13 protein-coding genes are annotated in these 12941 nt (G+C 45.5%); 12 read left to right on the forward strand and 1 reads right to left on the reverse strand.

Annotation, left to right across the window (positions count from 1 at the left end; all coding sequences use genetic code 11):
- The first annotated feature begins 39 nt into the window (after positions 1-39).
- From FE810_RS07395 to FE810_RS07410, 4 genes are all read left to right on the forward strand, one after another.
- A complete protein-coding gene (locus FE810_RS07395) occupies positions 40-834 on the forward strand; it encodes a (Fe-S)-binding protein (RefSeq protein ID WP_138319397.1) in 795 nt (264 codons plus the stop codon).
- On the forward strand, positions 824-2290 hold the full coding sequence (locus FE810_RS07400) for a LutB/LldF family L-lactate oxidation iron-sulfur protein (protein ID WP_138319398.1): 1467 nt from the start codon (positions 824-826) through the stop codon (positions 2288-2290). The genes FE810_RS07395 and FE810_RS07400 overlap by 11 nt, the downstream gene beginning before the upstream one ends.
- An 8-nt stretch (positions 2291-2298) precedes the next feature.
- Positions 2299-2991 carry a LutC/YkgG family protein gene (locus FE810_RS07405; protein ID WP_212744484.1) on the forward strand — a complete coding sequence of 231 codons (693 nt, stop codon included), beginning with the start codon at positions 2299-2301 and terminating at the stop codon, positions 2989-2991.
- A 73-nt stretch (positions 2992-3064) separates the two neighbouring features.
- Positions 3065-4486 carry an FGGY-family carbohydrate kinase gene (locus FE810_RS07410; RefSeq protein ID WP_138319400.1) on the forward strand — a complete coding sequence of 474 codons (1422 nt, stop codon included), beginning with the start codon at positions 3065-3067 and terminating at the stop codon, positions 4484-4486.
- A 121-nt stretch (positions 4487-4607) separates the two neighbouring features.
- Here the strand turns inward: FE810_RS07410 and FE810_RS07415 are convergent, their stop codons facing one another.
- Positions 4608-5444 (reverse strand): DeoR/GlpR family DNA-binding transcription regulator, encoded by an 837-nt coding sequence (locus FE810_RS07415; RefSeq protein ID WP_246036972.1) that lies wholly within the window; start codon positions 5442-5444, stop codon positions 4608-4610.
- Between the two features lie 444 nt (positions 5445-5888).
- On the opposite strand from FE810_RS07415, the gene FE810_RS07420 reads away from it, so the two are divergent.
- The 8 genes from FE810_RS07420 to FE810_RS07455 all read left to right on the forward strand — a co-directional run bounded on the left by FE810_RS07420 (position 5889) and on the right by FE810_RS07455 (position 12933).
- Positions 5889-6803: a sugar kinase gene (locus tag FE810_RS07420; RefSeq protein ID WP_138319401.1), complete on the forward strand. Its 915-nt coding sequence runs from the start codon at positions 5889-5891 to the stop codon at positions 6801-6803.
- On the forward strand, positions 6803-7792 hold the full coding sequence (locus tag FE810_RS07425) for a TRAP transporter substrate-binding protein (protein WP_138319402.1): 990 nt from the start codon (positions 6803-6805) through the stop codon (positions 7790-7792). Before FE810_RS07420 ends, FE810_RS07425 begins: the two co-directional genes overlap by 1 nt.
- The gene (locus FE810_RS07430; RefSeq protein ID WP_138319403.1) at positions 7789-8325 is read left to right on the forward strand and encodes a TRAP transporter small permease; all 537 of its coding nucleotides are present in this window, start codon (positions 7789-7791) and stop codon (positions 8323-8325) included. The genes FE810_RS07425 and FE810_RS07430 overlap by 4 nt, the downstream gene beginning before the upstream one ends.
- On the forward strand, positions 8318-9610 hold the full coding sequence (locus tag FE810_RS07435; protein WP_138319404.1) for a TRAP transporter large permease: 1293 nt from the start codon (positions 8318-8320) through the stop codon (positions 9608-9610). Before FE810_RS07430 ends, FE810_RS07435 begins: the two co-directional genes overlap by 8 nt.
- A 31-nt stretch (positions 9611-9641) precedes the next feature.
- A complete protein-coding gene (gene kduD / locus FE810_RS07440; RefSeq protein WP_138319405.1) occupies positions 9642-10415 on the forward strand; it encodes a 2-dehydro-3-deoxy-D-gluconate 5-dehydrogenase KduD in 774 nt (257 codons plus the stop codon).
- 44 nt (positions 10416-10459) lie between these two features.
- Positions 10460-11290, forward strand: a complete 831-nt coding sequence (kduI, locus tag FE810_RS07445; RefSeq protein ID WP_138319406.1) for a 5-dehydro-4-deoxy-D-glucuronate isomerase — start codon at positions 10460-10462, stop codon at positions 11288-11290.
- A 138-nt stretch (positions 11291-11428) separates the two neighbouring features.
- On the forward strand, positions 11429-12661 hold the full coding sequence (locus FE810_RS07450; protein WP_138319407.1) for an NAD(P) transhydrogenase subunit alpha: 1233 nt from the start codon (positions 11429-11431) through the stop codon (positions 12659-12661).
- Entirely contained in the window at positions 12658-12933 is a 276-nt protein-coding gene (locus FE810_RS07455; protein ID WP_138319408.1) for an NAD(P) transhydrogenase subunit alpha part 2, read from the forward strand. Before FE810_RS07450 ends, FE810_RS07455 begins: the two co-directional genes overlap by 4 nt.
- The last annotated feature ends 8 nt before the right edge of the window (positions 12934-12941 follow it).

Genomic DNA, 12941 nt, shown 5'->3' on the forward strand with positions numbered 1-12941 from the left:
ATGCTTGCTCAATTAATTAACGCCTTGCTTGAGAACATCATGACTGAACTTAATAGCCAGCATCTTCGACATTATCCTAACAAACCAAAACAAGTATATTTATACGGAACCTGTTTGGCTGACGTCCTCTTTCCAGATTCTGGTATTGATGCGATTGAATTTCTTGAGCAGCAAGGTATTGACGTGATCTTTCCACAAGGTCAGACATGTTGTGGGCAACCAGCCTATAACTCTGGCTATCAGCAACAAGCCAAGTCGGTCGCGTTACAGCAAATCGCGCAATTCCCTTTGGATATTCCCATCGTCATTATTTCAGGTTCCTGCGGTGGCATGATGCGTCATCATTATCCGGAGCTATTAAAAGGCGAGCCGGGTATCGAGGCGTTTTGTGAGCGAATTTTTGAATTTACCGAATTTTTAGTTCATGTACTGAAAATAAAATTGACGGATAACGGCGAACCGGAAAAAGTCGCGATGCACACCTCCTGTGCAGCACGCCGCGAAATGGGGGTTCATATCACCGGAGCCAGTCTTATCAACCAACTCGATAATGTCGAACTCGTCATCCACAAACAGGAAAAAGAGTGCTGTGGTTTTGGCGGTACCTTCGCTGTGAAGCATGGCGATATTTCCGCGGCGATGGTGGCTGATAAGTCTGCCAGCTTAGTGGATGCCGATGTCGTAAGGTTTGTCAGTGCCGACTGGGGCTGTTTGATGAACATCAATGGTGCTCTGGAGTATCAAAAGCAACCATTGCGTGGTGAACATATTGCCAGCTATTTATTAGCAAGAACCGCAGGGAAAAAAGCCGGGGAAACGGATAATGACAGTTAAAATTCAGGAACCTGAGCAGTCAGAAAGTAAATATGCCGAAACCGCCCGTGCGTTTCGCCAAAATGTAAAAAAAGATTTAGCTAACGCCGAGTTAAGAGAAAATTTTCATGGCGCGATGAATTACTTAATGGCAAAACGTGCCGCGTCTTTTCCCAGTGACGACGAACTGGAGACATTGCGTAATCAATGTAAGCTAATCAAACAGCGCGCTTTGCTTAAGTTGCCGTATTTGTTGGAAAAGCTTGAAAGTAATTTACAGGCCAATGGTATTCATGTGCATTGGGCGGAAACCATTACTGATGCTAATGAAATTATTGCGCAAGTCATCACCAGCAAAAATGGTAAACACATTGTTAAAGGTAAGTCGATGGTGTCCGAAGAAACGGCATTAAATGACTATCTACACGCAAGGGATATGGAAATTCTGGAGTCGGATATGGGAGAGTATATTGTGCAGTTAGCACATGAGCACCCATCACATATCATCATGCCAGCCATCCACCAGAATAAAAAGCAAGTAGCAGATCTGTTCGATAAACATATTGATGGTTTTGATTACACCACAGATGTTGATGCGCTCATTGGGGAAGGTCGTCGTATTCTTCGCGATAAATTCTGTCATGCAGATGTGGGTATCACCGGTGTGAATTTCGCTGTTGCGGAGACCGGAACCCTGTGCCTGGTTGAAAACGAAGGTAACGGGCAAATGTCCAGTGCCGTGCCCAATGTGCATATCGCTTTAACCGGCATCGAGAAAGTCGTTGAGTTGTTAGAGGATGTGCCGCCATTACTTAGCTTGCTCACTCGCAGTGCAACGGGTCAGGCCATCACCACCTATTTCAATATGATCACCAAGCCGCGCCAATCTGATGAAAAGGATGGGCCTGAAGAGGTGCATCTGGTACTTCTTGATAATGGTCGCAGTCAAGCATTCGCTGACGAAGAGTTACGTCAAACCCTACAATGTATTCGTTGCGGTGCTTGTATGAATCATTGTCCTGTGTATACCCGAATCGGCGGGCACGCTTATGGTACGGTTTACCCGGGACCCATTGGAAAAATCATATCGCCACATATGCTTGGTTTAGAAGCGACCAAAGATTTACCTACCGCCTCTTCACTTTGCGGAGCTTGTGGCGAGGTCTGTCCGGTAAAAATACCTATCCCTAAAATTTTACAGCGACTAAGAACTGAAAGCGTTAAGGTGCATTCCGGCTCGCCTGATGAGCTTAAAGGTGCCGGTAGCAACCGTAAACCTATGGAAGCAACGATTTGGAAGATCTGGTCTTTTATTCACAAACATCAGGGTATGTATCGTTTTTCGATGTGGGTTGCGACACGGTTGAGAGGCTTGCTGCCATCTAAGTTAGGTGTTTGGACTCAGGTTCGCAGCGCCCCGCAACTTGCACCCAAAACATTGCACGAACGCATACAAGCGCGACAACCAAGAGGCTAAAGATGGTAATGGATATTTTTGAACGCTCCCAGGCCGCGAGAACGTCGATTTTAAATAAGCTAAAACAACAGGTAGAGGGTGCGGACTATAGTAAATTACCTGCTGAAAAAGGCTTTTGTTACCCGCAATTGCCGGTTGCTGACATGTTAGAAAATTTTGTCGAACATCTGCAGGCCAATCATGCCCAGGTGATTTCCGTTTCTGCAGAGAATGTGTATCAAGTAGCAATCAATCAGTTACGTGAACGCGGTATTGAAAAACTGCTGTGCGGGAAAGGCTCTGTGTTAGCCGAGCCATTGCAGGCCACACTGGACTCTGCACCGGAGCAAACGCTAAAACTCAGTATCTATGACTCGCATCTGGCGGATTGTAAGCAAGAGATGTTCTATGACATGCCGGCCAGTATTAGTAGCAGTCGTTGGCTCATTGCCGAAACCGGCACGCTTGTGCTCTGGCCTTCAGCGAGCGAACCACGGACGCTATCTTTAATTCCACCGGTTCATATTGTGGTTGCCTATGCGAGCACCTTACATGCAAACTTCGCGACGTTGATCCACAACAATCAGTGGCAAGCACAGATGCCCACGAATGTATTGTTGATTTCCGGACCGTCGAAGACCGCGGATATCCAACAAACATTGGCGTTTGGTGCTCATGGCCCTAAAGAGCTAATTGTATTGCTGGTGAACGATCTGATTTAACCGTTCCGGGAGTTGAATCTTCCTGGCGCAATTCTGCCGAGCAATGATAAGGCGCAGCTGAAATTTACTAATTATGAATAATGACAATAATCACCATACACTGATCATCGATATCGGTAAAACCCATGTAAAGATTCATGTTCTTAACAAGCGCTTTGAACCTGAATTTGCGAGGCAAATGACCAATAAAGTCAATACCGATGGGGACTACCCTAGCTTAGATACGGACGCTATCTGGCAATGGCTGTGCGAAACAATCCGCGCGGCATCGGCGCAATATCCTATCGAGAAAATGACGATTACCACCCATGGTGCGACCGCCGCATTAGTAAACCGAGAAAACTCGGGGGACAGTGGTTTGGTGTTGCCGATTTTGGACTATGAATATGACAGCATCTATGAGCAGACTCCTGACTATGAAAACCTCAGGCCTGATTTTGATACTACCTACTCACCGATGTTGCCAGCAGGATTAAACTTAGGGCGACAGTTATATTGGTTGCAGCGGCAGTTTCCGCAGCCATTTTCAACCGCCACCGATATACTGATGTATCCCCAATACTGGGTTTGGCGACTTACCGGACATTTGAGTTCGGAGATAACATCATTGGGTTGTCATACCGACCTATGGTCTTTACAAGATGACGACTTTTCCAGTCTGGTTGATACGTTGCAAATCAGGGATCTTTTTCCACCATTGCATCATGCCTGGTTCAATTGCGGTCAGGTAACGCCGGAACTAACCGAGCACTTAGGGGTACAACCCGGGTGTCAGGTGTTTAATGGCCTGCATGACAGCAATGCGAGCTTTTTACGCTATCGAATGACGCAAAAAGATGCGCCTTTTACCGTGGTTTCCACAGGTACATGGACAATTCTGATGGCCTCTAACGTGCCATTGAATTCGTTGCGCCATGACAAGGATATGTTGGCAAATATTGACGCGTTAGGAACGCCCGTGGCTTGTGCCAGGTTTATGGGAGGTCGTGAATTTGAACGGATTTGTGAGCAAGCCGGATCATGGCTGGGTGAGCAATTTACGGAAGCGGATATTCAACAGGTTATCACTGAGCAGGTGTTTGCTTTACCGGACTTTAGTCAGGGTAGTGGACCTTTTGGTGGCCATCCTTCAGGGTTTTCAGGGCCATTAGAAAAAATTAGCGGCATTGCTCTGGCTACCTTGTATAGTGCGTTGATGATTGATTACCAATTAACGATGCTACAAGCCAGAGGAAACGTCTATATTGAAGGGGCTTTCCTTAAAAACCCATTATTGTGCAGTTTATTAAACCAACTCCGACGTGAGCAAAACGTTTATCTTTCTTCAGATTCAACCGGCACTGTACTTGGCGCCGCATACCTTACGGATTGGCAAAATGCCGAGGGACAGATTGATATTCAGGATGCCGGACATACTAAGGTTGCGGGTTTGAATGAATACAAGCGCCAGTGGTTACAACAGATAGAACTTGGTCATCAGCCCTTGCGTGCTTAGGGCAATAAAAAAGAGTTACTTTAGTGGAAGTTTTTTCAACTAATGTAACTCTTGTTTTTCAAGCGTTGGCGTTTTGCCAAGAAAGTCGCGTTGACATCACAGATGTAATCGCGCCTTATTGCTACTCATCATCAGCCGCTTCCACCAAAATAACTTCAATCCCTTGCTCTTCAAAATAACGGACCGATTCCGGATCCGCTTTAGAGTCGGTGATCAAAATATCAACTTCTTGCAATGGGCACAGAATAAAATTACTGCGTTTGCCTACTTTTGAGCTATCCGCAAGAATCACCAGTTTCTCAGTTTGTTTTTTCAGTTTTTGTTCTGATCTTATTAGTAGAGGATCGGACTCCATCACACCAAACTTGCCGATACCAGGAGTACCCATAAACATCATGGTACCATGGTAATTCTCGGTACTGTCTTTTTCATAGGAACTAAGAATAATACCTTGCTCACGGTAAATTTCACCGCCGGGCAGGGTAACCTGGCTATCGCTATTTTCGGTAATGTAGCTGGCCAGCACGAATGAGTTTGTTAAAATGTTGAGGTGCATGTCTGACAAAAATTCACCCATCATATATGTGGAACTACCACCGTTTATGATGATTGAATCACCGTCTGCACACAGTTCGACGGCCCTTTTGGCAATCAACTTTTTCGTCTGCGCGCGCTTGGTTTTATCGACAATGAACGCCGAGCTGGAAAGGTGTTTCTTTTTCGGCTCACCATTTATGGATTCCGCGCCACCGCGAATTTTATTGATTTCACCGCGTTGGGACATTTTGGTAATGTCACGCCTGATAGTTGCTTCCGACGCATTTAGCTTTTCGGTCAAACTGCGGACACTGGCAAATTGCTCTTGATCCAAGATGTCCTTAATAAGTTGCTGCCTATGCTTTTCTAACATTGGTAAACCCTGTCCTGAGGTGTCGCTGGTTGCTTTTTGTCTGGTCATATTCTATCGGCAAAATCCATTGTGAGCAATTACCCGTCAATATAACATTATTTGATTGTTAAAGACAGTTATTGATTGCTTTCTGCGTTTTTGAAAATGGCGTGACAGCTTGGCTTTAGGCGTCATTAACGCGAGATAAAATCAACCGATTGTTAACAAACTGAATTGATGAAGAATAAACATTTATATCTGGCACGCTTTCAGCCTAAGACTTTTCACGAATTAAATAACTAGCGCTCATAAATAATCGATTCCGCTCATTTACAATCATGCCATCCGTGGTTAAAATGCCTCAAGGTGATATTTTTTCATCTTATACTCACGTGCCTTAGTTGGGTTAAGCAACAGTCAAGGTTACGCAACGTAGGTTTGGACATAGATAGGGTTGAGCAAAGCTCGCATTGACGATTGTCAGAAAATAAAAAGAAAGATTAAGGATGTAGAGTGGAAGTAGCAATCCTGGGTGAATGCATGGTGGAGCTGAGTCAACAACCGGATGGTCATTATAAAATGGGCTTTGGCGGAGACACGCTAAACACCGCTATTTATTTGAGTCGCAGCGGTGGACGTTGCGATTATTTTACCGCCATCGGAGATGACCTATACAGTGCACAAATGAAGGCGGAGTGGCAAAAGGAAGGAGTCGGCGTTAATAACGTTATCACGCGTGCTGGAGCAAATTCAGGTTTATACATTATCGAAAATGATGACCACGGAGAACGTCATTTTCATTACTGGCGTGACACTGCGCCAGCGCGGGAATTACTTACCATTGCCCCGGATATTTTCACCATATTGATGGATTACCCGCTACTGTTCCTTACCGGCATTACGCTTTCGATATATTCAGATGCGGATCGGGAAACGCTGTTTGCGTTTCTCAAGCGCTACCGCTTAAACGGTGGCCGGGTGGTGTTTGATAACAACTATCGTCCACGTAATTGGCATTCTCAGGCCGATGCAATTCACGCCTATCAATCGATGATGGAAAATACCGATATCGCGCTAATCAGTCTTGAAGATGAAATCGCTTTATATGGTGAACACCAGGTTGAAGCTTGTATGGAGCGCTGGATTAGTAAGGGTGTTTGTGAGCTGGTCGTCAAGAATGGCGAACAAGGCTGTACGGCGTATCACCAGCAACAATACGTGTTTGTACCGCTACCAAACGTCGTTAAACCGCTGGATACGACCGCGGCAGGCGATTCCTTTAATGGCGCATATCTGGCAGCGCGAATGCAGGGTAAACCGCTTGAAGGTTGCATAACCGATGCGCAACATTGCGCCGGGGTGGTGATCATGCATAAAGGGGCAATTATTGATAAAGGCATCCCCTTACAACCCGGAGACTTGGCGTGATGATTAAAAATATAACATCTCACCTGATTTTGGCTTTGGCGCTGGTTTTGAGTGGCTGCGGACAAGATCATCAAGCCAATGTGTCCATTCGCTTGGCTCATGGTCTGGACATTCAACATCCCGTGCACAAATCCCTGCAGTACATGGATCAGCAACTTCAAACGATATCATCTGGTCAAATGCGTTTAGAGATCTATCCTTCCGGTCAGTTGGGTTCGGAGCGGGAAATTATCGAACTTTTGCAGATTGGCACGCTCGGGATGACCAAGGTATCCGCCAGTTCTCTTGAAGCTTTTGTACCTGAGATGAAGGTGTTTAGTGTGCCGTACCTGTTTAATGACCAAGCACATTATTGGAAAACCTTAGACAGTGATATTGGTAAAGCGTTATTAGATGCGGGATTGGAATATCGGGTTAAAGGTCTGGGTTATTTTGACGCAGGCAGTCGTAGTTTTTATACAACGGCCAAAAAAGTAGAACAGCCAGCCGACTTAAATGGTTTAAAAATACGGGTTATGAACAGTCAGTCTGCTGTCGACATGGTGAATACGATCGGTGGTGCAGCAACGCCGGTGAGTTGGGGGGAACTTTATACCGCATTACAACAGGGCATTGTCGAAGGTGCGGAAAATAATCCGCCAAGCTTCTTTTATTCTAAGCATTACGAAGTAAGTAAGTACTTTCTTCTTGATGAACATACATCGATTCCAGACATTATCATTATCGGTACACATTTGTGGAACAAACTTTCAGAGCAGCAACGTCACTGGCTTAATGAGGCAATGACACGGGCGACTCATTACCAAAAAGAACTGTGGGCCGAATCGACAAAAATGTCATTGCAAAAAATCCAGGAAGCTGGTGTTGAAGTACTTGTCGCGGATAAAACCCTGTTTCAGAACAGCGTACAACCCATGTATCAACAGTTACAGGGGCAGCCGCTCGGCGAGCTTGTGAATGACATTAAAGCGTTGGGAGCATTGCAATGAAATGGTTAGACCTCAGTATAGAGGTGATTAATACCTTATTAAGGGGACTACTTGCGGTGATGATGACACTGCTCGTTCTTGTCGTAACCTGGCAGGTGTTAACCCGATTTATTTTGCCACAACCGAGTTCGTTTACAGAAGAAATGGCACGATTTTTACTTATCTGGGTCAGTTTACTCGGGGGTGCTTATGCCTATCGCCTGCACAGTCATCTCGGGTTCGATTTGTTGGTCAGAAATTTACCGCCGAAAAAAGCCATTACCTTGTATCGATTTTGTTGTCTTCTGGTCGCGATATTCGCAATATTGGTTCTTATTGTCGGTGGCAGCAATTTAGTTTCTCTGACCTGGTCGTTGGGGCAAAACTCACCGGTACTTAATGTACCGATGGCGGCAATCTACTCAGTGCTGCCGTTAAGTGGAGTGTTGTTTCTTATCTATAGCCTGTTTTTCTTTATTTATGCTGACCATCACGCGCCTTCTTTGAGGCGGGAAGTGAGCGTTGATCACCGTGAGGGTAACGCCAATGACTAGTTTGCTTCTATTTGGTGTATTTGCACTGTTACTACTGATTAATTTACCGATTGCTTTGGCAATCATCTTTGCGACGCTGGTCACTATGGTGGCGACCATTGATTCGCTACCGGCGCTGACCACCATAGCTCAGCGACTGGTTGCGGGTATCGATAGCTTTGCACTGTTAGCAATCCCGTATTTTATCTTATCGGGGTTTTTAATGGGCCAGGGTGGGATCGCACATCGGCTGATCGTCTTTGCTAAGGTCTTAGTGGGGCGATTACCCGGCGGCCTGGCGATAGTCAACGTTATCTCTTGTGCGCTGTTTGGTTCCATTTCTGGTTCAGCGGTCGCTGCAACGTCGGCGATCGGCGGTTTTATGATCCCGGCGATGGAAAAAGAAGGGTATAAAAAGTCATTCAGCACCGCCGTAACCGTTACTGCGGCGACTACCGGGATGTTGATCCCGCCCAGCAATATTTTGATTATTTATTCTCTGGCAAGTGGTGGTGTGTCGATTGCCGCGCTATTTATTGCCGGATATCTGCCAGGACTTTTGGTTACCTTGTTGCTCATCGTAGGTGCGGTGATTTATGTGAAGCGACATAACATTTCGCCTGTGTCAGCACAAACCATTGAGCCCTTTTGGCCGTCGCTATTTGGAGCAATTCCGAGTCTGTTCTTGATAGTGCTGATTATTGGCGGCATCATCGCAGGTGTGTTTACCCCTACCGAAGCCGGTGCAATAGCGGTTTTATATTCACTGTGTTTATCCTTGGTGTTCTACAAAGAACTGCAGCTCAAAGACTTATATCCGATATTAATAAAATCGGTATTAACAACAGCAATTGTAATGTTGTTAATCGGCGCATCCTCTGCAATGTCGTGGCTGATGTCCTATGAAACTATCCCGCAATCTATCAGTAACGTGTTGTTGACCTTGTCACAGAATCCGTTGTTGATTCTGCTGATCATAAATTTGACGTTGTTGATCATTGGCACGTTTATGGATATGACACCAGCTGTCTTAATTTTCACGCCTATCTTTTTGCCGGTCGCTGAGTCGTTAGGAATTTCGCCGCTGCACTTTGGCATTATGATGATTTTAAACCTATCGATAGGTTTATGTACGCCACCTGTGGGTAGTGTTCTATTTGTTGGCTGTAGCGTCGGTAAGGTGGGTATCAGTGAGATTATTAAACCAATTTTGCCTTTGTATGTGGCAATGATTTTAGCGCTTGTGTTGGTGACCATGTTCCCGGCAATCAGCGAATTTTTACCGAAATTGCTGGGCCTTATTTAGTTCAGTTGAATAACATTCAGGAATCAATTTTATGCACGAATATTTACAATCTCAGTTTGGCTTGGAAGGCAAAGTTGCAATCGTAACTGGTGCCAGCAGAGGCCTCGGGCAGGCGATGGCGATAGCCTTAGGTGAAGCAGGTGCTACGGTGGTTGCCGTAGGCTCAAAGCCGGAAAATGTTCAGGCAACGGCCGATATGTTAAGTGCCAAAGGAATCAAGCATATCGGGCTTGGTTGCGATCAGGGCGATGGTGCGCAAATCCAGAAAGTCATTAATGACACCGTCGCCGAATTCGGAAAAATTGACATTCTTGTTAATAACGCGGGGACAATCAAGCGATCTCCTGCTCATGAATTCAGTGATGAAGATTGGGAAGAGGTGATTAACGTTAACCTCAATGGCGTTTTTCGATTTTGCCGCGAAGCCGGTAAACACATGCTTAAACAAGGATCAGGAAAAATTATCAATATCGCGTCGTTATTGAGTTTTTCCGGTGGTATTACCGTTCCAGCTTATGCCGCGAGCAAGGGTGGAGTGGCACAAATCACCAAGGCGCTCGCGAATGAGTGGGCTCAGTCTGGTATTCAGGTGAATGCCATTGCCCCAGGATATTTTGAAACCGATAACACCTTCAATCTGCGCCAGGATCAAGAGCGATTTGACAGCATATCGGCTCGAATCCCAGCGGGCAGATGGGGCAAGCCGGATGATTTAGGCCCAGCAACGGTCTTTTTGGCCAGTAATGCGTCTAATTATATGAATGGCCACATCATGCTAGTTGATGGCGGCTGGATGGCTCGCTAACGCTAGCTCAAATTCAATTTAACAATCAGAGTTAAGGAGTTCTTATGGACTTTATGTTTTCTGCAGATATCAGAAGCTACAAAAATATGCGTAATGACGAGCTACGTGAAGCGTTTGTGACCAAACCTTTATTTAGCGCAGGTGCGATCAATCTGACTTATACCGATGTGGATCGTGGTGTTGTTGCCGGGATTATGCCTACCAGCCAGAGCATTGTCTTACCCACTCACAAAGAACTTGCCGCCGATTATTTTTGCCAACGACGCGAGGCTGGCGTCATCAATATTGGTGGCAATGGCACGATTACGGTAGATGGTGTTTCCTACCCAATGGCCAACAAAGATAGTTTATATATCGCCAAAGAAAGCAAAGATGTTGAGTTTTTCTCCGCAGATGAAAATGCACCTGCAAAGTTTTATTTGGTGTCTTATCCCGCACATCGAGTAACCAAAACCGTGCATGTGCCAAAGGAAGCGGCCCAGTCAATTGATTTAGGGTCGCAACAGACATCCAATGAGCGCACCATCTTTCAATCAATCCGTCCAGGGTTGGTCGACAGTTGCCAATTGGTAATGGGGATAACGGAATTGAAACCGGGTAGTGTTTGGAACACCAAACCACCGCATACGCATTTTCGTCGTACCGAAATATATATGTACTTTGACCTTCCTGTCGATGAACGTGTTTTCCATTTGATGGGTGAGCCTAAAGAAGTGCGCTCACTGTCATTGGAACCAGAAGTTGCAATCGCTTCACCAAGCTGGTCGATTCATAGTGGCGTTGGTACCACCAACTATACCTTTATCTGGGCTATGGGTGGCGAAAATCAGGAATTCGACGACATGGATCACCTTACCGTTGCTGACCTGAAATAATCCTACTTTGGATGGATAGGGACTGATCATTGATATGCATCTGTCCCATTATCGCGGTCAACTGGTTTTAAACTTTATTTTTGCGCTGGTGCTCAAATCAGTAACCAGGAATGTTACACCTTAAATTTAGGAATTGTTATGTCAATAATAGCGTTTCCCTGCGAGACATTAATTACCGAAAAGCGTTGCTCTTTGTTACCTGCAAACGTCAAAGCCTATTGTCTAATGGGGGCACAAGTTCACATTGAGCAAGGATTTGGTGCAAGACTGAACATCAGCGATCAGGAATATTCCGATGCCGGTGCGACGGTCGTACAAAGTAGACAGGAGCTATTAACAAACGCCGATCTTGTATTGACCGTTGATAAGCTACCAGAATCGCAACTGCGCTATCTCAATGGTAACGTTGTGGTGAGCTTCTTAGACCCATTTAATGATGTGAGTTACGTGCAATGTTTAAAAAAACATAATGTTACCAGCATCAGTATGGAGATGATCCCGCGTTCGACTCGTTGTCAGAAAATGGATGCCTTAAGTTCACAAGCGAGTCTGGCAGGGTATGTTATGGTCGCGAAAGCGGTGTCAGAGTTAAACCGTATTCTGCCTATGATGATGACCGCTGCCGGCACGATTAAACCGGCGAAAGTTTTTATTATTGGTGCCGGTGTTGCGGGCTTACAAGCGATAGCTACGGCAAAACGGCTGGGAGCTACCGTTACGGCTTTTGATACCCGCAGTGTGGTGGCCGAGCAGGTACGTTCTTTAGGCGCTAAATTTTTGGAAATTGATCTGGGCGAAACCGGCCAGACCAATCAAGGTTACGCGACAGCATTGACAGCGGAGCAGTTGGCCCGGCAACAGGCAGAGCAGGAAAAATGCATTATCGACTCTGATATTGTAATCACCACGGCGCAATTATTTGGAAGAAAACCGCCTAGATTAATTAATAAGCAAACCATTGAGCGAATGAAGCCAGGATCGGTGGTCGTTGATATGGCAGCAAAAAGTGGTGGTAATGTTGAAGGTTCCATCCCTGGCGATTATACATTGATCAATGGCGTAACTATCATCGGCACTGGAAACTGGACCAATGATGTTGCTTACAATGCTTCGCAAATGTATGCCAATAACCTGTTTAATTTAGTTAATGAGTTTTGGTCTGCAGAACAGCAATTGTTTGCCGTTGAACTGGAAGATGATATTCAGGCCAACGCCGTGATCACACATGCTGGAAATATTGTAAATACGTTAATTCAAAATCATTGCCTTGAACTTAACATGGCTCAAGAATCGATTCCTCCCAAGCCATCAATTACTACGTCGGGAGAAAACATTACCGCGAAAGCTGAACCTGTAGGGAGTATGTCATGACAGCTATATACCTTTTATTTATCTTAATGTTAGCAATATTTGTTGGCTTTGAATTAATCCGTAAAGTCCCTGCGACGTTACATACGCCGCTAATGTCTGGCGCCAATGCGATTTCCGGAATTACAGTGTTGGGTGCTATCAGTATCGCTGGCAAAGGCTATGAAGAATGGGCAACCTGGCTTGGTGCTGCCGCAGTATTGTTAGCCACCATTAATGTCGTTGGTGGTTACATGGTTACCGACCGCATGCTAGCCATGTTCAAAAAGCGTTAAGGGATCAT

The organism is Thalassotalea litorea, assembly GCF_005843925.1.
In the GTDB taxonomy this organism is placed as follows: Bacteria; Pseudomonadota; Gammaproteobacteria; order Enterobacterales; family Alteromonadaceae; genus Thalassotalea_A; species Thalassotalea_A litorea_A.

What these genes read in the sequence shown, in the direction of transcription:
- FE810_RS07405 (WP_212744484.1), top strand. Translation starts at nt 2,299, where the DNA reads ATGGATATTTTTGAACGCTCCCAGGCCGCGAGAACGTCGATTTTAAAT.
- FE810_RS07410 (WP_138319400.1), top strand. Translation starts at nt 3,065, where the DNA reads ATGAATAATGACAATAATCACCATACACTGATCATCGATATCGGTAAA.
- FE810_RS07395 (WP_138319397.1), top strand. Translation starts at nt 40, where the DNA reads ATGACTGAACTTAATAGCCAGCATCTTCGACATTATCCTAACAAACCA.
- kduI (WP_138319406.1), top strand. Translation starts at nt 10,460, where the DNA reads ATGGACTTTATGTTTTCTGCAGATATCAGAAGCTACAAAAATATGCGT.
- FE810_RS07430 (WP_138319403.1), top strand. Translation starts at nt 7,789, where the DNA reads ATGAAATGGTTAGACCTCAGTATAGAGGTGATTAATACCTTATTAAGG.
- FE810_RS07435 (WP_138319404.1), top strand. Translation starts at nt 8,318, where the DNA reads ATGACTAGTTTGCTTCTATTTGGTGTATTTGCACTGTTACTACTGATT.
- FE810_RS07450 (WP_138319407.1), top strand. Translation starts at nt 11,429, where the DNA reads ATGTCAATAATAGCGTTTCCCTGCGAGACATTAATTACCGAAAAGCGT.
- FE810_RS07425 (WP_138319402.1), top strand. Translation starts at nt 6,803, where the DNA reads ATGATTAAAAATATAACATCTCACCTGATTTTGGCTTTGGCGCTGGTT.
- FE810_RS07455 (WP_138319408.1), top strand. Translation starts at nt 12,658, where the DNA reads ATGACAGCTATATACCTTTTATTTATCTTAATGTTAGCAATATTTGTT.
- FE810_RS07400 (WP_138319398.1), top strand. Translation starts at nt 824, where the DNA reads ATGACAGTTAAAATTCAGGAACCTGAGCAGTCAGAAAGTAAATATGCC.
- FE810_RS07415 (WP_246036972.1), bottom strand. Translation starts at nt 5,444, where the DNA reads ATGACCAGACAAAAAGCAACCAGCGACACCTCAGGACAGGGTTTACCA.
- kduD (WP_138319405.1), top strand. Translation starts at nt 9,642, where the DNA reads ATGCACGAATATTTACAATCTCAGTTTGGCTTGGAAGGCAAAGTTGCA.